The sequence below is a fragment of the Herbaspirillum sp. ST 5-3 genome, from assembly GCF_004804275.1.
GTDB lineage: Bacteria > Pseudomonadota > Gammaproteobacteria > Burkholderiales > Burkholderiaceae_D > Noviherbaspirillum.
The window spans coordinates 37,489-59,329 of sequence record NZ_STGI01000011.1 but is presented as its reverse complement, the minus strand read 5'-3'; the positions used below and the strand labels follow the sequence as shown (position 1 = coordinate 59,329).

Genomic DNA, 21,841 nt, shown 5'->3' with positions numbered 1-21,841 from the left:
CTCAATTGGTTTTTGGACTGGCTTGGTATCATGCTTGCATAGCCGTCGGAATGGTTCTCACGGCCGTCAAGGAACACGAGATGCAGGAATCGCTTTACCTAATCGGCGGCAACAGTGAAACCGCGCGCCTGGTCGGCAAGATGGATTGGGACACCACGCCGCTCGGCCCGATGAGCGAATGGCCGCAAAGCCTGAAAACCTCCCTGAGCATCTGCCTGGCCTGCCGTTTTCCCATCATCCTGTGGTGGGGGCCGGAGATGGTCATTCTCTACAACGACGACTACATTCCGGCCCTCGGCAAAAAGCACCCGGCGGCGATGGGCGGCATCGGGCGCGAGGTGTGGGCCGACGTGTGGCCGGTGGTCGGCCCGATGCTGGCGGAAGTGGTCAGCACCGGCAAGGCGGTCAAGGCGGAAGACTTGCTGCTGGTGATGAACCGCAACGGCTATGAGGAGGAAACCTATTTTTCCTTCAGTTACTCGCCCATCATGGACGAATCAGGTGGCGTGGGCGGCATCTTTACACCGGTCATCGAAACCACCGAAAAGGTGATCGGGCACCGCCGCATCGAGACGCTTCGCCTGCTCGGCAACCAGCCGCGCGCATCCGATCTGCCCGGCGCCTGCCGCGCCGCCGCGAACGTGCTCGCCGGCGCGAAGGCGGATTTGCCCTTCGGTCTGTTTTACCTGATCGACGAAAAATCGGGCACGGCGTGTCTCGCCGCTTCCTTTGGCGTCGAGAAATTTCCCGAGATTGCTCCCCACGAGATTGCGCTGCACGACAAGACATCTTCCTGGCCGCTGGCCGAAGCGCTGGCTTCGGATGGCGTGCATGTGGCGGGCGACCTGCACAAGCGCTTCGCACGCTTGCCGGTTGGCATCTGGTCGTCCAGCGTGCGCGAAGCGATACTCGCTCCCATCGCCATGCCGGGCGGCGACCGTCCGATCGCGCTACTGGTCGCCGGCGTCAACCCGCACCGCGCGCTCGACGATGCCTATTTGTCCTTCTACAACCTGCTGGCCGACCAGCTGCAAGGCTTGATCAGTGAAGCGCTGGCCTATGAAGCGGAGCGCAAGCGCGTCGAGGCGCTGGCCGAAATCGATCGCGCCAAGACCGTCTTCTTCAGCAACGTCAGCCACGAGTTCCGCACGCCGCTGACGCTCATGCTCGGCCCGCTGGAAGAACTGTTGGCGGACGACAGCATGCCGTCCGCAGCCCACGGCCAGCTCAGGCTCCTGCATCGCAACGGCATGCGTCTTCTGAAGCTGGTCAATGCCTTGCTCGACTTCTCCCGCATCGAAGCCGGACGCATGAGCGCCGCCTTTGAGCCGATCGATCTCGCGCAAACCACGGCGGAGCTGGCCGGCGTGTTCCGCTCCGCCATCGAAAAGGCCGGCATGGTGCTGCATGTCAATTGCGCAGCGCTGCCGCAGCCGGTGTACGTCGACCGCACGATGTGGGAGAAGATCATTCTCAATCTGCTGTCGAATGCATTCAAGTTCACCTTCGAAGGCGCGGTCACGGTCACGCTCCATGCACTGGACGATCGCGTTGTGCTGATGGTTACTGATACGGGCGTCGGCATTGCGCAGGACCAGTTGCCGCGCGTCTTCGAGCGCTTCCATCGCATCGAAGGCACCCGTGCCAGAACGCACGAGGGATCGGGGATCGGCCTGGCGCTGGTCCGCGATCTGGTCGGCCTGCACGGCGGCGAAATTGCCATCCGCAGCACGCCAGGGCAGGGGACATCGCTGACCATCGCGCTGCCCTTCGGCAAATCGCACCTGCCGCCGGATCAGGTCAGGGAATTGCCGACGGATCGGCCGAGCGCGGCGCAGGCGGACGCCTTCATGATGGAAGCCGAACTCTGGCTGGCCTCCGGGAACGGGCCGAAGGCGGTGTCCATGCGGGCGCCCGACACCGCGCAGGCCGACACCGCCGCACAACAACGCATCTTCGTGGTGGACGACAATGCCGACATGCGCGACTACGTCACGCGCTTGTTGCAGCCGAGATGGAACGTGCATGCATTCGCGGATGGACGGCAGGCATTGGCAGCGGCACAAGCCCATCCTCCGGCGCTCGTCATTGCCGATGTCATGATGCCGATGATGGATGGATTCCAGATGCTCGCCGCGTTGCGAAGCGAGCCGACGATCAAGGATGTGCCGGTCATTTTGCTCTCCGCCCGCGCAGGCGAAGAGGCGCGCGTCAGCGGCCTGCAGGCGGGTGCGGATGATTACCTCGTCAAGCCGTTTTCGAGCAGGGAGCTGATCGCGCGGGTCGAGGCCTTGCTGCTTCGCTCCAGCCTGCGCGCCATCGAAACCGCCCAGGCGCGGCGGATGGAGGCGGTGTTCGCACAGGTACCAGCCGCGATTGCCATCCTGCGTGGCCCGGAACATATCTACGAGCTGGCGAATCCCTCCTATCTGGAACTCGTCGGAGGCCGGGAAATCATCGGCAAGCCGATTCGCACAGCCTTGCCTGAGCTGGAAGGGCAGGATATCTACGAACTGCTGGATCGCGTCTATGGCACCGGCACGCCGTATGTGGGCCGCTCGCTGCGCGCTGAAGTCGTCAAGGGCGATCCGCCCGCGCGGCAGGAGTGTTTTTTCGATTTCGTCTATCAGCCGATGTTCGCGGATGAGGGCAGCATTGACGGTATTGCCGTGGTCGCCTTCGACGTAACCGAGCTGAGCATGGCGCGGCGGACCGCCGAGCGGGCAAGCCGCGCCAAGGATGAATTCCTCGCCATGCTGGGCCACGAGTTGCGCAACCCGCTGGCACCCATCATGACCGCGCTGCAGCTGATGAAACTGCGCGGAATCCAGGTGGCGGAAAAGGAGCGCGGGATCATCGAACGGCAGGCGGAACATCTTGTCGGCTTGGTGGATGATCTGATGGATGTGGCGCGCGTGGCACAGGGAAAGATCCATCTGCGCAAGGAACTCGTCGAACTGCACTCCATTGTCGCGAAGGCGATCGAAACCGCGAGCCCCTTGCTGGAAGAAAAACGTCACAAGCTCCGCAGCGATATCCCGTCGCACGGCATGCAAGTCCATGTCGATCCGAATCGCTTCGCGCAGATCCTGGCCAACCTCCTGATGAATGCCGCGAAATATACCGACAGTGATGGCACGATCAGCATTCACGCGGCGCAGGAGGCATCCGGCATCATGATCGAGATTGCCGACAATGGAAACGGCATTTCGCCGGAGATGCTGCCGCATATTTTCGACATGTTCGTGCAGGACCGGCAGAACCTCGCCAGGTCGCGTGGCGGGCTTGGGCTCGGACTGACCATCGTGCGCAGCCTGATCGAACTGCACGGCGGCTCGATCAGCGCGTCAAGCGCGGGGCCGGGTAAGGGAAGCGTCTTCACCTTGCGCTTTCCGGCGTTCGGCATGCAGGAAACCGAGCCCCAACTTGCGAGGCATGCGCCTTCCGCCGCTTGCGCCGATGTCGATGGCACCGCTTCCGTCCTCATTGTCGACGACAACGCGGATGCCGCACGCACGCTCGGAGATTTGTTCATGGCCCGCGGCTATCGCACCCTCGTCGCATTCGATGGGCCTTCGGCGCTGGCAAGATTGCAGTCGGAAACGCCGGACATTGCCATTCTCGACATCGGCTTGCCCGGCATGGATGGATACGAACTTGCAAGCAGCATTCGTGCGATGCCAGGCAAGGAGCGCGTCCGCCTGATCGCGCTGACCGGTTACGGCCAGGACAGCGATCGCAAGCGGATCGCCGAGGCGGGCTTCGAGCGGCACATCGTGAAGCCGGTAAATTTTGCCGACCTGGAGAAAATGCTGCACGACAGCGCAGCGCGGCTGGGCTGATTTCATTCCGCGTTGCAAGCTGCGGAGTTTCTTTAGATCCCATTTCGGCAGGCAGTGGCCCGCAGCTTCCAGGCCAGAAATGGCGGATACTGCGTTGCTCGTCGTTGCCATAGCCAGCGCTATGTCGCCTCCTCGCGCCTTGTCTGCGCCATTCCTGGCCTGCAATCCGCAGACACTGCCTACCGAAATGGGCTCTTATTCCGAAAAAACTTCGCGCTGGCTCAAATCATCTCTTAAAAATCTAACAAACGCCGCGGATCATTGTCTACACCCTGGTAGGCACCTGTGACATCAACCCGGGAAGCAATCAATGGCCTGACCCGACAGGGCCGGGCACGTTGCTTGCACCTCACCATCTTTCACGAATGGAAGGAGTACCGCTATGAACAATAAACTCACCGTCCTCGCAGCATCGCTCGCCTTTGTCTTTGCATCAAGCGCCTATGCCCAGCAGACCTCAGGCAGCTCTGGCACTTCCGGCAAGCAAAGCTCGAAGCAGACCATTGAACAGCAGCACAAGGCGGCAATCGAGAAATGCAACGGCATGAGCGGCAACGCCAAGGATATCTGCAAGGCCGAAGCCGATGGCCAGAAGAAGATTTCCGAGGCACAGGCAAAACTGGATCAGCGCGATACGCCGAAGAACCGCCTCGATCTGGAAGAGGCGAAAGCCGACGCCGACTACAAGGTAGCCAAGGAGCGTTGCGACGACCAGGTCGGCGACGCAAAGAATGCCTGCCAGAAGGAAGCCAAGGCCAAGCACAACCTCGCCCTGGCAGAAGCCAAGAAACAGTCGCAGCAGAAAACATCCGGCAGCAGCGCAACCGGAACTTCCTCCAGCGGGCAGGGCGCGATGACGGGTAGCAGCAGTGCGGGCACATCAGGCTCTTCATCGACTGGACAAAGCACGCCTTCCAGTCCGTCCTCGTCCACACCATCCATGCCTGCAGGCTCGGAGCAATCGGGCACGCAGCCGAAGTAATTCCGGCCTGATCCCATTTGCCGAAGGAATCCGCAGGACGCCTCAGGGCATGTCCTGCGGGCCTTGTTGTCCGCCGGACGCACCTGCATCGGCGCCGGCAAGCTCCGCTGCGCGCTCCAGGAGCAGATCGCGTTCCCGGGCATTGCCTGCCAGCTGCGCGGCGCGCGTGAACTCTGTCCGCGCCTCTTCGTTTCGCCCGAGTTTCGCGAGCAGGTCGCCACGCACGCTCGGCAGCCATTGGTATCCCTGCAGGGAGCGTTCGCCGCGCAGGCCGTCAACAATCTCAAGGCCGGCCGCAGGACCGAAGGCCATGCCGACGGCCACCGCGCGGTTGAGCTCGATTACGGGCGACGGCGAAACCTGCGCCAGCGCCGCGTAAAGCGCCGCGATCCGCGGCCAGTCCGTTTCGGACGCTGCGATAGCGCGCGCGTGGCAGGCTGCGATTGCCGCCTGAAGCGCGTAGGGGCCAGGTGAGACCATCAAACCCTCGGCGCGCTGGAGCGCCGCAAGCCCTCTGCGGATGAGCAGGTGATCCCAGCGCGAACGGTCCTGGTCGAGCAGCAGGACCGGACGTCCCGATGCATCGACGCGCGCCTTGGCGCGGGATGCCTGCAATTCCATGAGCGCGGCAAGTCCGTGCACCTCGGATTCATCCGGAGCGAGTTCGGCCAGCATGCGCCCAAGGCGAAGCGCCTCGTCGATCAGCGCAGGACGCATCCAGTCGTCGCCGGCGGTCGCGGTATACCCCTCGTTGAAAACCAGGTAGACCACTTCCAGCACCGACGATAGCCGCTCTTGCAGCGCATCGCCGCGCGGCACTTCGAACGGCACGCGCGCCTCGCGCAAGCTGCGTTTGGCACGCACGATGCGTTGCGCAATCGTCGGTTCCGGCACGAGAAAAGCACGCGCGATCTCATGTGTGGTCAGCCCGCACAGCAGCTTCAAAGTCAGCGCCAGACGCGCTTCAGTCGGCAGCACCGGGTGACAGGCGGTGAAGATCAAACGCAGGAGATCGTCTCCGATTTCATCTGCCCAGGCGACATCGAGTCCATCCACAAAATCGGGCACGATCATGGCCTCCTGCGCGTCAAGCTCATGGCCCAGTTGTTCCAGCTTGCTCTGCGCCAGCTTGTGATGCCGCAGGCGGTCGAGCGCCCGGTTCTTTGCCGTCGCCATGAGCCAGGCGCCGGGATTGTCCGGCACGCCCGCGGCCGGCCAGTGTTCGAGTGCCGCCACCAGCGCATCCTGCGCCAGCTCTTCAGCCAGCCCGATGTCGCGCACCAGGCGTGCGACGCCGGCAACGATCCTGGCCGATTCAATGCGCCAGACCGCGTCGATCGCCTGGTGCACGGCCGAATGCATCAGGCATTTCCCGCTGCGGAAGCATCCATGTGGACCAGTTCCCAGATATGCCCGTCCAGGTCCTCGAACCCATGGCCATACATGAAACCGTGGTCTTGCGGTGCGCGCGGTGCCTTGCCGCCGGCGGCGAGCGCCTTGGCAACCAGTTGATCGACTTCATCGCGGCTTTCGCAGGACAGGCACACCAGAACTTCAGTGAGCTTGCTGGCATCCGCAATCGGCTTGTGCGTGAAGGTCTGGAAGAAGCTCTCCGCCAGCAACATCACATAGATGTCGTCGGAGACGATCATGCAGGCGCCTTGCTCGTTCGTGAACTGGGCGTTGAAGCCGAATCCGAGGCTCGTGAAAAAGGCTTTCGCGCTGTCGAGATTCTTGACCGGGAGGTTGACGTAGATTTGCTTGTTCATGCTTGTCCTTTGCTGTCGCTAAGGTGGAATAAGGTGGCAAGTGGATGCTCAGCGTACCGACTCGCCGCGAATGCCCAGTTCGCGGAATTGTTCGACTGCCGGGCTGGGGGCAAAGTCTTCCAGTTCGTACATCTGCCTGACCTCGATCTCGGCCTCGACATCGTCGCCATGCGGCGCTGGGAAGCGGCGCGTCCACTCCAGCGCCTCCTCGCGCGAGCGCACCTGGATGATGGTGTAACCGGCCACCAGCTCCTTGGTTTCCGCGAACGGGCCGTCGATCACCATACGCTTTCCTGCCGAATAGCGGATGCGCCAGCCTTTTGTGCTCGGCTGCAAGCCGGAGGCGTCGAGCAGCACACCCGCCTTGGCGAGCTGCTCGTGATAATCCGCCATCTCGGCCATGAGTTTTTCTTCCGGCATGACGCCGGCTTCGGATTGCTGGCTTGCTTTCACGATAATCATGTAGCGCATGATTGTTTCTCCTTCGAATTGTTCACGGATGCCTGCCGGGGAGCGGATTGCTCCCGCTTGGCGGCCTCCTGATGACACGACGAACGAAGTGCGGCGAAATCGACAAGCCGGCGCAGATAAATTAGAACTTTTTCAGGATTCGTAACAGGGAGCGAGGTTGCGCACCTCGACGGTGCACCATTCGGCTGCGGGGCATTTGCTTGCGATGGCGACAGCTTCTTCCCGCGTTGCGCAGTCGATCAAAAAGAAACCGCCGATCATTTCTTTCGCTTCGGAAAACGGGCCGTCGAGCACGCGCGGCTTGCCGCCATGCACCTGAACCCGCGCGGCATTGGCAAGCGGGCCGAGCGATTCCGCGCCCAAGAGCAGGCCGCGTTCCTTCAAGTCGCCCGCGAAGCGCAGCATCCGTTCGTAGACTTCGTGGCCTTCAGCCTCCGTCCGGGCTTGTCTCTGGCCGGTGGGTTCGATAATGAGCAGCATATAAGGCATGACATTTTCCAGTGAATGATCAAGAGTGACGCCCGAACGCGGTGATGACGGGCTTCAATGGGCAAGGAAAATGGATTTTTGCACAATATGCGCCGAGCGGTCTTGTTCGGCCTGGATAAGCATGCGAGATTGGCTGTTGCTTTGGCGTCCGCTATGTTTTCGCGCCGAAAAGTGCTTGAGCCGCGCCATGAAAGACGCCTGATTCCCCGGATTAGTTGAAGGCGCGTCCTTCGCCCGCTTCTTCATGGGTCATCCCGTCGCGGATGTGGTAAATGCGCTTGAAGGTGGGAATGATTTTTTCGTCATGGGTGACGACGATGATGGCGGTTTCGAACTTGCGGGCCATGTCATTAAGAATACGGATGACAGCCATCGCCCGCTCGCTGTCGAGCGGAGCGGTGGGCTCGTCGGCGAGGATGACCGGCGGGCGGTTTACCAGGCCGCGCGCGATCGCCACGCGCTGCTGCTCGCCGCCGGAAAGCTGCGATGGCATGGCTTGCGCCCGGTGTTGCACATCCAGCGCGACGAGCAGTTCCAGTGCCTTCGCGCGGGCTTGGGCATTCGCGACGCCGGCGAGCATCGGTAGCAAGGCGACGTTGTCAGTGACATCAAGAAACGGAATCAGATAGGGCGCCTGGAACACAAATCCGATCTTGTCGCGCCGCAGCGCGCGCAGGTCGCGCACATTCCAGCGATCGTCATAGATTACTTCGTCGCCGAGCGTCATCCGTCCCCCGGTCGGATCGATGACCGCGCCCAGGCATTTGAGCAAGGTGCTCTTGCCCGAGCCGGAAGGACCGATCAGGCCTACCACCTCTCCGGGATCGACGTGCATATCAACACCTTTCAAGGCATCGACCGCGGTGTCACCCGTGCCATAGCGCTTTCTCAGACCTTCGATGCGAATACCTTTGCTGCTCATGTCAGCCTCCAATTGCTTCGGCAGGATCGACCTTGAGCGCCATACGGATGGCGACGACACTGGCGACAACGCAGATCGCAAGCACTGCGATGAAGCCAAGCACCGAATCGAGCGGCATCAGCAGCACATATTTGGGGAAGATCGGCGCGGATAAGGTCGCGGCGATCTTGCCGACCACGAAGCCGATCACGCCCAGCGCAATCGCCTGTTGCATGATCATTGCGGCGATGGTGCGATTACGCGTGCCGATGAGTTTCAGCACAGCGATCTCTCGAATTTTGTCCATCGTCAGCGTATAGATGATGAAAGCGACGATGGCCGCGCTGACGACAGCGAGGATCACCAGAAACATGCCGATTTGTTTTGCCGAGGTGGAGATGAGCTTGCCAACGAGGATGCCTTCCATCTGCGTGCGCGTGTAGACCGTCAAGCGCTTCCAGCGCCGGATGGATTCGGCGACTTCCTCCGGCGCGTGACCCGGTTGCAACGTCACCAGCACTGCATTGACGAACGCATTGGTGCTTTGCGAGGCGATGACCGCGTCCAGGAGGCCGGGAACACCGGGGCGGTTGAAGGCCGGATTGGCCTCGCTGCGGCGCCGGCTTTGCCAGATGGCGTCGTTATCCTTGAGGAATTGCGCTTCCTGCGCGTCCTTGAGCGGAATGAATACCATCGGATCGCCGCTCGACGACACCATGCGCCGTGTCAGTCCTACCACGGTGTATTGATTGCGGCGGATGACAATGCGGTCCCCCAGGGAAAAGCCGGTGGCGCCGTCGGCCACTGCTTCAAAATGACCACGCGTGATCTGACGCCCGGCTGTCAGGTAGGGCGGCCAGCCCGGCGTCGTTCCCGGTTCGCCGGGCGCGATGCCCACCACCATGGTGCGCACGTCGCTCTCGCCCCTGCGCACCTGCATCGTCAGGTAAGTCACATTCGCCGCATGGGCGACGCCCGGCATCGCCCGGATGGTGCGAACCACATCGTCGTTGAGACTGGAAGATTCCGCATAAGGGCCGAGCGTATCCTTTTGCACAACCCAGAGGTCGGCACCGCTGTTGTCAAGCAAGGCTTTGCCGTCGTCCACCATTCCCCGGTATACCCCCGCCATGACCAGCGTCACGCCGATCAGCAGACCGAGGCCGACGCCGGTGAAAACAAATTTTCCCCAGGCGTGGAGAATGTCGCGTCCGGCCAGGCTGATCATCGCGGCACTCCCGGCATGCGGTCGATCACGTGAATACGGCTGCGCGACGTCAGGGCCTTTTCGCTGTAGGCGACCACACGGTCATTCACCTGAAGGCCGTCGCGCACCTGCACGTAGCCGTCCAGGTCGGAAGCGCCCAGCTTGAGAGGTGAAAAGCGCAGGTCGCCATCGACGACCCGCCAGACGCCGGTCCTGTTGCCGTCTCTCCGTACTGCTGCATTGGGAATCACGGCGGCAGCAGGAAGCGCCGGCAAATCGACGGTGACCTCAGCCAGCTCGCCGATTGGCGGCAATGGCTGGGGCAGGGCATCGAAGACCACCTTGGCAAGCATTTCTTCCGTGATTGCATCGGCCTTGGGTTCAATCCGCAGCACACGGCCTTTCAAGGCCAGACCCTCCCGCGAACGCAGGGTGATTCGGGCCGGCAATCCGGCCGCGAGCCCCGCCGCTCTGATCTGATCGAAGCGCAGGTTGATCCACAGACTCTTGGGGTCGATGATCTCGACCACGGACTGGCCGGCGACAACGGTGGTGCCCGGATCGGCGTCCCGCACCGCGACCACGCCCTCCACCGGAGCAATCAGGCGCACGTTGCTTCTTTGCGCGACCAGCGCCTCGCGGTCGGAACGTGTTCGCGCAAATTCTTCCCGGGCTGCCGACAGCGCGGCGTCCGCAATCTGCAATTCTTGCCGCTTCGTCGTGACGATTTCCTCGCTGACAAAACGCACCTTGAACAACTGTTCATAGCGGCGCACCTGTGTCTCCGCGTAGTTCTGCCGTGCTTCCGCTTCGCGCAAGACGGCCTGCGCGTGCCTGGAGGCAGATTCCTGCGAGCGAACACGATCATCGAGATCGACGGGATCCATCTCTCCCAGCACCTGGCCGGCTCTGACCTGATCGCCCACATGGACGTCCAGCCGTTTTACGCGGCCGGCAATGGTGGGTCCGATCTTGTAGGTATAGCGCGCCTCCACCGTCCCGATACCGAACAGTGCCGGCGTAACGGCCCGTGACTCCACGGTCACGACCGTCACCGCAATGGGTGCGAGCGGGCCGGATCGAAAGCCAACGTAGATAAAGAGCACAAGCAGCGGAAGAATCACCGCCAGCAGCGCCAGTGTGCGCTTCTGCATGGGTAGGCGTTTCATTGCGCACTCCCGATCCCGCGGCGATAAATCGCAAATACGCGCGGCGCGTCGCGTCGCATGCGCTGCACGTCTCCGGCCAGCAATGATTGCATGACCAGCCCCTGAATCGTGCCGATGAACAGGATCGCCGCAGCATCGCTGTCGAGGGAGGCCGACAGTTCACCACATGCTTTTCCTTTTTCAATAAGCCGATTCAGGCGTTCGCCATAACGCTGAATCAAGGTCTGCACCATGTGCTTTGCCGGCGTTGAATCGGCGCGCTGAAGCTCTCCGAAGATCATCCGTGGCGCGCCCGGATGATCGACCACGAAATCGATGTGCGCCATGAACATCGCCTCCATGGCCACCAGGGGCGAATCGATCCCTTGGGCCGATTGATCGATTCGCGCCAGGAGCCGCTCGGCGACCCATTCCATGACGGCCTGCCAGATCGAATCCTTGGTCGGGAAGTGCCGGAATAGCGCACCCTGGGTCAAGTTCATGTGCTTGGCGATCGCAGCAGTGGTGATTTCACTGGGGTTTTGCGAACCTGCCAACTCGACCACGGCTTCGACTGTCACGGCGCGGCGTTCATCGGCGGGTAGCTTGGGACGTGAGTCCATGTTTGCTCCACATAAGCAAGTAATTGATTACTATCTTATATAAAAAAAGAAAAATGGCAAGCCGTAAAAGCAATCCACACGTGCGAATCCGATGAAATCGACCGGGCAGTTCGCGTAATGCGACGTCGCCTTGGTAATGATATGGCAACGAAATTCTTCAAAGAAAAGTCTTATGTCTTATAGAAGACTTGGCGGAACGGAAGTATAATTCGGGTAAGCCTTATTCCATTTGTCTGTACCCCGGTCATGTGGAACAAGGACATGAGCCGCTTTTCCAACAAACCAACTTATCGGAACCCCATGTTAGAAGCCTACCGTCAACACGTCGCCGAACGCGCCGCGCTCGGCATTCCTCCGCTGCCGCTGTCCGCAAAACAGACAGAAGAGCTGGTGGCATTGCTGAAGAACCCGCCGGCCGGCGAGGAAAAGTTCCTGGTCGACCTCATCACCCACCGTGTTCCTGCCGGTGTGGATGACGCTGCGAAGATCAAGGCGGCGTTCCTGGAAAAAGTCGCCAAGGGTACCGAAACCTGCGCACTGATTTCGCGTACGACCGCGACCCAGTTGCTCGGCACGATGCTCGGCGGCTTCAACATCAAGCCGATGATCGATCTGCTCAACGATGCCGAAGTAGGCACCGTTGCTGCCGAGGGCCTGAAGAAGACCCTGCTGATGTTCGACTATTTCCACGACGTGAAGGAACTGGCCGACAAGGGCAGCGCCAACGCCAAGGCCGTGGTGCAATCCTGGGCCGATGCGGAGTGGTTCACCTCCCGTCCTGAAGTCCCGCAAAGCCTGACCCTGACCGTGTTCAAGGTCACCGGCGAAACCAACACCGACGATCTGTCGCCCGCACCCGATGCGACGACCCGTCCCGACATCCCGATGCACGCGCTGGCCATGCTGAAGAACCCGCGCCCGGGCATCAACGCCGACGAGCCGGGCAAGGTTGGCCCGATCAAGCAGATCGAAGCGCTGAAAGCCAAGGGCAACCTGGTCGCCTACGTCGGCGACGTGGTCGGCACCGGTTCTTCCCGCAAGTCCGCAACCAACTCCGTGCTGTGGTTCACCGGCGAAGACATTCCCTTCATCCCGAACAAGCGTTTCGGCGGCGTCTGCCTCGGCAACAAGATCGCTCCGATTTTCTACAACACGATGGAAGATGCCGGCGCATTGCCGATCGAACTCGACGTGTCCAAGATGGACATGGGCGACGTGATCGAACTGCGTCCGTTCGAAGGCAAGGCACTGAAGAACGGCGAAGTCATCTCCGAATTCAAGGTCAAGTCCGACGTGCTGTTCGACGAAGTGCGCGCCGGCGGCCGCATTCCGCTGATCATCGGCCGCGGCCTGACCGCCAAGGCGCGCGAAGCACTCGGCCTGCCGCCGTCCACGCTGTTCCGCCTGCCGCAGAATCCGTCCGATTCGGGCAAGGGCTACTCGCTGGCGCAGAAGATGGTTGGCCGTGCATGCGGTCTGCCGGAAGGCAAGGGCATTCGCCCGGGCACTTACTGCGAACCGAAGATGACCACCGTCGGCTCGCAAGACACCACCGGCCCGATGACCCGCGACGAGTTGAAGGACCTGGCTTGCCTCGGCTTCTCCGCCGACCTCGTCATGCAATCGTTCTGCCACACCGCCGCTTACCCGAAGCTGGTCGACGTGAAGATGCACCACGAACTGCCGACCTTCATCTCCAACCGTGGCGGCGTCGCACTGCGCCCGGGCGACGGCGTGATCCACTCCTGGCTGAACCGCCTGCTGCTGCCTGACACCGTCGGCACCGGCGGCGACTCGCACACCCGTTTCCCGATCGGTATCTCGTTCCCGGCCGGTTCCGGCCTGGTCGCATTCGCTGCAGCTACCGGCGTCATGCCGCTCGACATGCCGGAATCGGTACTGGTCCGCTTCAAGGGCGAAATGAAGCCCGGCGTGACCTTGCGTGACCTGGTCAACGCGATCCCGCTGTACGCAATCCGCCAAGGCATGCTGACGGTCGAGAAGAAGGGCAAGAAGAACATCTTCTCCGGCCGCATTCTCGAAATCGAAGGCTTGCCGAAGCTGAAGGTCGAGCAGGCATTCGAGCTGTCCGATGCGTCCGCCGAGCGTTCCGCCGCAGGTTGCACGGTGCACCTCGACAAAGAGCCGATCATGGAATACATGAATTCCAACATCACGCTGATGAAGTGGATGATTGCGAACGGCTACCAGGACAAGCGCACGCTGGAACGCCGCATCAAGGCAATGGAAGCATGGCTGGCCAAGCCGGAACTGCTGGCTCCGGACGCCGACGCCGAATACGCCGCCGTGATCGAAATCGATCTGGCCGATATCAGCGAGCCGATCGTCGCCTGCCCGAACGATCCGGACGATGTGAAGACCCTGTCCGAAGTGTCCGGCGAAAAGATCGACGAAGTGTTCGTCGGTTCCTGCATGACCAACATCGGCCACTTCCGCGCAGCGTCCAAGCTCCTCGAAGGCAAGACCGACATTCCGGTTCGCCTGTGGATCGCTCCGCCGACCAAGATGGACCAGCAGGTACTGACCAACGAAGGCCATTACGGCACGCTCGGCCGCACCGGCGCGCGCATGGAAATGCCGGGCTGCTCGCTGTGCATGGGTAACCAGGCGCAGATCCGCAAGGGTTCGACCGCCATGTCGACCTCGACCCGCAACTTCCCGAACCGTCTCGGTCTGGATACGCGCGTCTTCCTCGGCTCGGCTGAACTGGCGGCTGTCTGCGCAATGCTCGGGAAGATTCCGACGAAGGAAGAGTACATGGCAAATATCGGCATCATCGACAAGAATGCCGCCGATATCTACAAGTACATGAACTTCGACAAGATCGAGGAATTCCGCGAAGTTGCGGATACCGTCAAGGTCTGAATCTGACGACTGACCTGCGCATGACAACATGCGCAGGCGGGCACGGATGCAAGGCAAGACTCGTGATGCGGGTCTTGCCTTTTTTTCGTCCACTCCCAATAATCTTGCGAAATTCCGCCTGTACGTGTACGAGCTGACGTTCCGGGTTCTGATCGAAGCTGCGGATACTGGCCTAACCGATGCGATGACCCTGCAAGACGCCACCTGTGCCGCAGCGACTCGGCGCACCGAATCGATCGTTATGCTTGGTGACCGAACGATTCGTTGTGTAAAAGGGGGCGCTGCGAACCATTGCGGAAGCGGCAGGACTCGACGTAGGCGCCATCACGGAACTGGAAGGGCACGCCAACATAGAAGCGCAGAACGGAGTGCGCGTGATGGCTGTCGCGCGCGCCGATGACGAAGGTTCGCTTAACGTTGCTTACAGAGCGCGCTTTGAGGCGCAAGCAGTGATCGCCTAGCTTAGCCTAGAGCGCCTGGTTCGACAGACCTAGCCCTTGTCCACGGAAAACACGGAGATCAACAAAGCATGTTCGATGCTTTCCGCGCATTCCATGGACATCCATAATGTTCCGGCCACGACGGCAATGCATCAGGACACGCTCATTCCCTTTACCCCGGATGCTTTACTGCCGCTGCGTGGCAGGTCGCTGGACCAGCTTGCTTACCGATTCCAGTTCGGCTTCATCCAGGCTGCCTGCCAGCGCGGCAAGGCGCAAGCGGTCCGTCACGAGCGCGACTCGCGCTTGCAGCAGCGCCAGTTCGGCAGCCGTCGCCTCATTCTCTGCATTGAGCAGATCGAGCGTGGTGCGGTCGCCGACCTCGCGGCCGAGGCGGGTGGCGTCAAGCCGCGCGAGGCTGGCCTTGCGCGCCTGTTCCAGCGCCGCCACACGGCTGGCTCCGGTCGTGATGCCGAGCCATGCGGAACGTGTCTGCAGTGCGATCTGTTGGCGCAACCGGTCGCCGTCGGCGCGTGCCTTGTCGACCATGTGCAGCGCTTCTTCATGCTTTGCGCTGCGGTAGCCGCCGGTGAATAGGGGGATGTTGAGCTGCACGCCGATCATGCGGTTGCTGCTCGTGTTTTCGGCGCTGCCATAGTCGCCGCTGCCATGCAGCCGGTCGCGGCCCATCTGCGCCACGAGATCGAGCGAGGGCGCGCCTGCGGCGCTGTGCTTTGCCGCTTCTTCTTCCGCGGCCTCCAGGCCCTTGGCCTGCATGCGCAGCGCAGGATTGTTCTGGTCCGCCGCCTTGAGCCAATGGTCGAACGGCAGCAAGCCTTGCGGCGCGGAGTCCGCATCCGGCTGCATCAGGGCCATGTCGTTCGGCCCGATGCCGGTCAGGTCGGTGAACGCGAGCTGCTTGATCTGCAGGTCGGTCTCGGCCATCAGGACCTGCGCCTTGACCGTCTCGGCGCGCGCCTGCGCTTCGTGCGTGTCGGTGATCGGCGAAGTGCCGAGCTTGTAGCGGTCCCTGGCTTCATTCAGCATGCGTTCCACGGCCATGTCCTGCTGACGCAGCAGGCGCAGGGTGTCCGATGCGAGCACCACGTCGAAATAGCGCTCAGACACGCGCAGCATGAGGGACTGGCGCGCGTTCTGCCATTCCGCTTCCGCCACGTCCGCAGACAGGGAAAGCTGGCGGCTTTGCGCGAGCCGTTCGCGACTGATCAGCGGCTGCTTCGCGGACAGGGTATAGCGTTCCATCGTGCCGTTGTCGATGGAGGTGTCGAAGCTTACCCCGGAGGACTGGCCGAACCCCGGCGCGGAAAACTGTGCGCCCGCAGCATGGCTGTCATTGCTCATCCGGCCGGCGGCCGCGCTCAGCATCACGGAGGGACGCCACAAGGCACGCGCCTGCTCGCGCCGTGTATTGCCGGCTTCATACGCGGCCCGCGCCGCGGCATATTCACGGTCGTGCTGTTGTGCCCGTTCCCATGCCTCGCGCAGCGTCGTGCCATGCGAGGCTTGCACGGCCAGCGCCAGCAGCACGGACAACAGTGCGGAACTTGCGCGCTTCATGATCAGCCTTTCTCAAAGTGGCTTCGTACCCAGGTGATGAGTTCCTGCGCAGGAACCGCGCCAGACAGGCGGTCGATCTCGCGCCCGCCGCTGAACAGGATCAGGGTAGGGATACTGCGTATTCCGAAGCTCATGCTGGCGCGCGGACAGGCTTCGGTGTCGATCTTGGCGAAGCGCACGCGGGGCATCTGGCGCGCGGCGGCGGCAAACTGCGGCGCCATCATCTTGCACGGGCCGCACCAGTCCGCCCAGAAGTCAACCAGGACCGGAAGTTCTGTTTTCGCTACGAATATCGGCAGGGTCGCGTCGCTGAGGGCGACCGGCTCGGCAGCCATCAGGGCGGTGCCACATTTGCCGCACACCGGGTTGTCCTGCAATCGCTCCTCGGGAACGCGGTTCACGGCTGCGCACGCCGGGCAGACGAGATGCATGATCGTCTCCCTTTAGCAGCCCCGGCGCGCACCCAGCTTGCGCAGGATGGTCTCCATCATGCACCAGTTGGTGAACCCGCTTTGCAGCAGGTTGGCGCCGACGAATGCCGTAAACGCAAGCCACCACTGGCTGACGAAGATCGGGCTGCCGGGAATGCCCAGCGCCAGCGAGAGCAGGATGAATGTGCCGGCGACGACACGAACGATTTGCCAGGAAGTCATGATCAATCTCCTTGTTGAGTAATGAAAGTCAAACGATTGCGATAAGCGACGAAGTACAGCAGGGGAATCACCACCAGCGTCAGCATGGTGGACACCAGGATGCCGAAAATCAGCGAGATCGCCAGCCCGTTGAAGATCGGATCGTCCAGGATGAAGAACGCGCCCAGCATCGCAGCCAGACCGGTCAGCATGATGGGCTGCGCACGCGTGATGGCCGAGTTGACCACCGCGTCCTTGAACGGCATGCCGGCGCGCACCTGCAGGTTGATGAAGTCCACCAGCAGGATCGAATTGCGCACGATGATGCCGGCCAGCGCGATCATGCCGATCATGCTGGTGGCGGTGTACTGCGCACCGAGCAGGGCGTGTCCCGGCATCACGCCGATGATGGTCAGCGGAATCGGCGCCATGATGATCAGCGGCGTCAGGTAGGAGCCGAACTGCGCGACGACCAGCAGATAAATCAGGATCAGCCCGACCGCATAGGCGGCGCCCATGTCGCGGAAGGTCTCATACGTGATCTGCCATTCGCCGTCCCATTTGATCGCATAGTCGCGGTATGGGTCCTCCGGTTGCCTGATGAAGTACTCCATCAGTCCGCCGCCGCTCGGCGAGGAAAGCGCGGACAGCTCCTTGCGCATCGAGAACATGCCATACAGCGGGCTGTCGATCTTGCCGGCCATGTCGGCCACCGCGTAATTCACTGGCAGCAGATCCTTGTGATACACCGGCTGTTCACGAAGGGTATCGCTGGCGTTCACCAGTTCGCGGATCGGCACCAGCTTGCCGGAGGCGGAGCGCACCGAAAGCTGGAGCAGCGCGTCGAGGTCGCCGTGGCGATCGGCCGGGAGCTGCAGGATCGCGGCCGCGGGATACTTGCTGTCGTCATGCAGATAGGTCGCGCTTTCGCCCGCCAGTCCGGCGCGCAGCGTGCTCACGATCGCCTGCTGCGGCACGCCGAGCAATGCGGCCTTGCGGCGATCGACCAGCAGCACCGTCTTCGGCGCCACGGCGATGCTGCTGTCGTCGACATCCACCACGCCGGCGGTCTTGTTGAATACCGCACGCACCGCCTTGGCCATCTGCCGGCGGCCTTCCGCTTCCGGGCCGTAGATTTCCGCCACGATCGGGGCCAGGACCGGCGGACCGGGTGGCACCTCCACCACTTTTACATTCGCGCCAAAGCGCTGGCCGATCTTCTGCAGGGCGGGGCGCAGTCGCGTCGCAATCGCATGGCTTTGCTCGTCGCGGTGATGCTTGTCCACCAGATTGACCTGGATGTCGCCGATGTCGCCGCCGGAGCGCAGGTAATACTGGCGCACCAGCCCGTTGAAATTGATCGGCGCGGCCGTCCCCGCATAAGCCTGGTAGTCGGTGACTTCCGGCACGGTGGCCAGATAGACGCCGAGTTCATGCAAGGCAGCCGCAGTCTGTTCCAGCGGCGTTCCGGCCGGCATGTCGACCACCACCTGGAATTCCGACTTGTTGTCGAAGGGGAGCATCTTCAGCAGCACAAGTCCGGCTGCCGGCAGCAACATGGAGAGCACGATCAGGCCGGCGATACCGAGGCCCAGCAGGCGCCGGTTGCGCTTGCCGCGCGTGTCGTCGAGGAAGGGGCGGAAGATGCGCTGGAACAGCGGCGCCAGCCGTGCGGACAGACCGTGCGGCGCTTCATCGTGGGAAGTTCCGTGCGTCGTCTTCATCCAGATCCGCGCCAGCCACGGCGTGACCACGAAGGCAATCGCGAGCGACAGCAGCATGCCCATGCTCGCGTTGATCGGAATCGGGCTCATGTACGGCCCCATCAGCCCAGTCACGAAAGCCATCGGAAGGAGCGCGGCGATCACGGTCAGCGTTGCGAGTATGGTCGGGCCACCCACTTCATCGACCGCGTGCGGAATGATTTCCGCCAGCGGTCGGCCGGGCGATAGTTGCTGATGACGGTGGATGTTTTCCACCACCACGATGGCGTCATCGACCAGGATGCCGATCGAGAAGATCAGGGCGAACAGGGACACGCGATTCAGCGTGAATCCCCAGGCCCAGGACGCGAACAGCGTCACGGTCAGAGTCAGGATCACGGCGCTGCCGACAATGGCCGCCTCGCGTTTTCCCAGCGCAATGAAAACCAGTGCGACCACCGACAAAGTGGCGAACAGCAGCTTCTGGATCAGCTTCTGCGCCTTGTCGTTGGCGGTAGCGCCGTAATTGCGTGTTTCCGCGACCTGCACGTCGGCCGGAATCACGGTGTTCTTCAACACGTCGACACGGCGCATCAAGGCATTGGCTACGTCGATGGCGTTCTCGCCCGGTTTCTTTGTAATGGCGATGCTCACGGCCGGATATTCGCCGCCATCCTTTCCGGCGACACCGTGCCAGACATAGCGCGCAGGCGGCAAGGGGCCATCGCGCACAGCAGCCACGTCCTGCAGGAATACCGGCTTGCCGTCGCGTGCCGCGACCACCAGTTCGCCAACCTCACGGGCATCCTTCAGGAACGGTCCGGATTCGACCTCGACGGCGCGATTGCCGGACAGCAGTTCGCCCACCGGCAAGCCGAGATTGGCCGACTGCAGCGCCATGCGCAGGTCCGACACGGTGACGCCGGAGCCGGCCATGCGGGCCGGGTCCAGTTCGACCAGGATTGCGCGGCCCGGTCCACCGATCGTTGTCACTTCCCGTGTGCCGGGGACGCGCTTGAGATCGGCCTCGATGCTGTGCGCGATGCGTTCAAGATCGTAAGCACCGGTGTCGGCCTTCTTGCTGAACAAGGTGAAGGTGACAATCGGCACGTCGTCGATGCCCTTGGGCTTGATGATCGGATCGAGCACGCCCAAGCCCCTGGGCAGCCAGTCGGCGTTCGAGTGAACCGTATCGTACAGGCGCACCAGCGCTTCGGTGCGCGGCACGCCGACCTTGTATTGCACGGTGAGGATCGCAACGCCGGGTCGCGAGACCGACATCACGTGTTCAATGCCGGCAATCTGCGACAGGACCTGTTCGGCCGGCGTGGCGACCATCTGCTCCACGTCGCGCGCCGAAGCACCGGGGAAGGGGATCAGCACGTTTGCCATCGTCACGTTGATCTGGGGTTCCTCCTCGCGCGGCGTGACGATCACGGCGAAGGCGCCGAGCAGGAGTGCCGCCAGCGCCAGCAAGGGCGTGATCCTTGCGCTCTGAAAAAATGCCGCGATGCGGCCGGAAATACCAAGCTGTACGTTCATCGTCGGTCCTTAGCGCACGCGTGCGGCTGCCTGCGGATCGATCACCACGCGTTCTCCGTGTGCGACGCCAGACAGGATTTCGACCCGATCATTTTCCACGCGCCCGAGCCGCACCTGGCGCAAGACCGGCCGCCCATTGGAATCGATGACATAGAGACCGGTCATTTCGGCGCGCCGCACGATCGCCGCACCCGGCACATACAAGCGACCGGAGGCTGCGGCTTGCGAGGGCAGCCACACGCGGGCAAACATGCCGGGGGTGACGCCTTTCAGATCTGCGGGAAGATCGACGCGCACTTGCGCCGAATGCGTCGCTGCGTCGATGGTTGGCAGCACCTGCACCTGCGGCCGCGTGATCCATTGCCTATCCGCGGGAAGTCCTGGCAACTCAATCTTGGCCGCTTGCCCTGCGGCGACGCGTCCCAGCGCCGTCTGTGGCACGGCTGCCGTCACACGCAACGCACCCGGGTCGTACAGGGTCAGAAGAGGGCGCCCCGGCATGGCCATGTCCCCCAGGGTAATCGGCACATCCGCGACCACGCCTGCGTATGGCGCCTTGACCGTATAGAAGCCGGACTGGATATTCGTGGCGCTCGCCTGCGCGATTTGCGCCTTCAATTGCGCCGAGGTCGCGCGATACTGTGCTTCGGCGCGTTCGAGCGCGGCCTGGCTGATGTATTGCTTCTGGTAGAGCTGCTGCTGGCGTTGATAGTCCTTGGTCGCCACTTCCAGGGCGGAGCGCGCTGCCTGCACCTGTGCTTCGCTGGCGGCACTGTTTTGCGTTGCGGCGCGTGCATCAATGCGCACCAGCACCTGGCCTTCCTTGACGACATCGCCGGCCTTGACGGAAAGGGCGACGACAGCGCCGGGCACTTGTGCCGCCAGGACGGTCTGACGCACCGCCTCGACAACGCCGTCGTAAGGGGATGCCTCTGCGCCCCCGGCCGACTGGACGGTCACCGTCGCCAAGCCGTCCTGCGCCGGCGCTGCGCCGGATGCATGGACCACAACGGCGGCGATCAACAGACCGAACAGGGTTTTCTTCAACATATCCTTCTCCAGATGCATGTGGTGCAAATGCCGTTCGGATGATTGGCATTTGAATTTTTCTCTGTTATTATGTAACCAGTTAATTAAATACGCAAGCACCTTAATAGACAAACGTGTGTACAGGGCCGAATTGCTGAGGCAGAATGAAACCCTTTAATTGTTCATCGGTATCCAATATGCAAGATTTACCTCTGGAAGCACTGGATCAGGTAGCGTCCTATTTTCAGGCGCTCTCCGAGCCCACGCGTTTGCGCATTCTCACGCTCCTGCGAAGCGGGGAACGCAACGTGGGAGAGCTGGCCGAGTTGTGTGAATACACATCGGCAAATATCTCCCGGCATCTGGCGATCCTCAGCAAGCACGGCCTGGTTGCGCGCGAGAACCGAGGCACCAGCGTCTATTACCGTATCGCCGACGAATCGGTCTATGCGCTGTGCGACCTGGTCTGCGGCAGCATTGCCCGCCAGTTCGAACAGCACGCCCGCGAACGGCAGCCGTTCATTCAGACGGCCGCGCGTACCAAGCGTCGGTAGATATCCCGGCGCATGTCAGGCAAAGGCATGCGCTTGTTGAACTTC

Annotated in this window: 18 protein-coding genes; 4 read left to right on the top strand and 14 right to left on the bottom strand. The window is 62.1% G+C overall.

Going from position 1 to position 21,841, the window contains the following annotated elements:
* Nucleotides 1-50 precede the first annotated feature (50 nt).
* Both E6W33_RS19455 and E6W33_RS19450 read left to right on the top strand, forming a co-directional pair.
* Nucleotides 51-3,842 (top strand): ATP-binding protein, encoded by a 3,792-nt coding sequence (locus E6W33_RS19455; protein WP_136418991.1) that lies wholly within the window; start codon nt 51-53, stop codon nt 3,840-3,842.
* 382 nt (nt 3,843-4,224) lie between these two features.
* A complete protein-coding gene (locus E6W33_RS19450; RefSeq protein WP_136418990.1) occupies nt 4,225-4,824 on the top strand; it encodes a hypothetical protein in 600 nt (199 codons plus the stop codon).
* Between the two features lie 42 nt (nt 4,825-4,866).
* Here E6W33_RS19450 and E6W33_RS19445 read toward each other — a convergent pair whose 3' ends face one another.
* The 8 genes from E6W33_RS19445 to E6W33_RS19410 form a co-directional block, all read right to left on the bottom strand.
* Nucleotides 4,867-6,186 carry an RNA polymerase sigma factor gene (locus E6W33_RS19445; RefSeq protein WP_136418989.1) on the bottom strand — a complete coding sequence of 440 codons (1,320 nt, stop codon included), beginning with the start codon at nt 6,184-6,186 and terminating at the stop codon, nt 4,867-4,869.
* Nucleotides 6,186-6,593 carry a VOC family protein gene (locus E6W33_RS19440; RefSeq protein WP_136418988.1) on the bottom strand — a complete coding sequence of 136 codons (408 nt, stop codon included), beginning with the start codon at nt 6,591-6,593 and terminating at the stop codon, nt 6,186-6,188. The genes E6W33_RS19445 and E6W33_RS19440 overlap by 1 nt, the downstream gene beginning before the upstream one ends.
* 48 nt (nt 6,594-6,641) lie before the next feature.
* Entirely contained in the window at nt 6,642-7,064 is a 423-nt protein-coding gene (locus tag E6W33_RS19435) for a YciI family protein (RefSeq protein ID WP_136418987.1), read from the bottom strand.
* A gap of 132 nt (nt 7,065-7,196) precedes the next feature.
* Nucleotides 7,197-7,553 carry a YciI family protein gene (locus E6W33_RS19430; protein WP_136418986.1) on the bottom strand — a complete coding sequence of 119 codons (357 nt, stop codon included), beginning with the start codon at nt 7,551-7,553 and terminating at the stop codon, nt 7,197-7,199.
* 211 nt (nt 7,554-7,764) lie between these two features.
* Complete coding sequence (locus tag E6W33_RS19425; RefSeq protein WP_136418985.1) at nt 7,765-8,475, bottom strand: ABC transporter ATP-binding protein; 711 nt, start codon at nt 8,473-8,475, stop codon at nt 7,765-7,767.
* Between the two features lies 1 nt (nt 8,476).
* Nucleotides 8,477-9,682 (bottom strand): ABC transporter permease, encoded by a 1,206-nt coding sequence (locus tag E6W33_RS19420; RefSeq protein ID WP_136418984.1) that lies wholly within the window; start codon nt 9,680-9,682, stop codon nt 8,477-8,479.
* A complete protein-coding gene (locus E6W33_RS19415) occupies nt 9,679-10,830 on the bottom strand; it encodes an efflux RND transporter periplasmic adaptor subunit (protein WP_136418983.1) in 1,152 nt (383 codons plus the stop codon). Before E6W33_RS19415 ends, E6W33_RS19420 begins: the two co-directional genes overlap by 4 nt.
* Entirely contained in the window at nt 10,827-11,432 is a 606-nt protein-coding gene (locus tag E6W33_RS19410) for a TetR/AcrR family transcriptional regulator (protein ID WP_136418982.1), read from the bottom strand. The genes E6W33_RS19415 and E6W33_RS19410 overlap by 4 nt, the downstream gene beginning before the upstream one ends.
* A 300-nt stretch (nt 11,433-11,732) precedes the next feature.
* On the opposite strand from E6W33_RS19410, the gene E6W33_RS19405 reads away from it, so the two are divergent.
* Complete coding sequence (locus tag E6W33_RS19405) at nt 11,733-14,318, top strand: bifunctional aconitate hydratase 2/2-methylisocitrate dehydratase (protein WP_136418981.1); 2,586 nt, start codon at nt 11,733-11,735, stop codon at nt 14,316-14,318.
* Nucleotides 14,319-14,557: 239 nt separating this feature from the next.
* Here E6W33_RS19405 and E6W33_RS27100 read toward each other — a convergent pair whose 3' ends face one another.
* The 6 genes from E6W33_RS27100 to E6W33_RS19380 form a co-directional block, all read right to left on the bottom strand.
* Entirely contained in the window at nt 14,558-14,764 is a 207-nt protein-coding gene (locus E6W33_RS27100) for a hypothetical protein (protein WP_168798694.1), read from the bottom strand.
* A gap of 180 nt (nt 14,765-14,944) precedes the next feature.
* Nucleotides 14,945-16,336, bottom strand: a complete 1,392-nt coding sequence (locus E6W33_RS19400; RefSeq protein ID WP_136418980.1) for a TolC family outer membrane protein — start codon at nt 16,334-16,336, stop codon at nt 14,945-14,947.
* A gap of 2 nt (nt 16,337-16,338) precedes the next feature.
* Complete coding sequence (gene trxC / locus E6W33_RS19395) at nt 16,339-16,767, bottom strand: thioredoxin TrxC (RefSeq protein ID WP_136418979.1); 429 nt, start codon at nt 16,765-16,767, stop codon at nt 16,339-16,341.
* A gap of 12 nt (nt 16,768-16,779) precedes the next feature.
* Nucleotides 16,780-16,989, bottom strand: a complete 210-nt coding sequence (locus E6W33_RS19390) for a DUF2892 domain-containing protein (RefSeq protein ID WP_136418978.1) — start codon at nt 16,987-16,989, stop codon at nt 16,780-16,782.
* Nucleotides 16,990-16,991: 2 nt separating this feature from the next.
* Nucleotides 16,992-20,213, bottom strand: coding sequence for an efflux RND transporter permease subunit (locus E6W33_RS19385; protein WP_136418977.1), 3,222 nt, complete (start codon nt 20,211-20,213; stop codon nt 16,992-16,994).
* 9 nt (nt 20,214-20,222) lie between these two features.
* The gene (locus E6W33_RS19380) at nt 20,223-21,263 is read right to left on the bottom strand and encodes an efflux RND transporter periplasmic adaptor subunit (RefSeq protein WP_136418976.1); all 1,041 of its coding nucleotides are present in this window, start codon (nt 21,261-21,263) and stop codon (nt 20,223-20,225) included.
* 176 nt (nt 21,264-21,439) lie between these two features.
* On the opposite strand from E6W33_RS19380, the gene E6W33_RS19375 reads away from it, so the two are divergent.
* Nucleotides 21,440-21,796, top strand: coding sequence for a metalloregulator ArsR/SmtB family transcription factor (locus E6W33_RS19375; protein WP_136418975.1), 357 nt, complete (start codon nt 21,440-21,442; stop codon nt 21,794-21,796).
* Nucleotides 21,797-21,841: the final 45 nt, after the last annotated feature.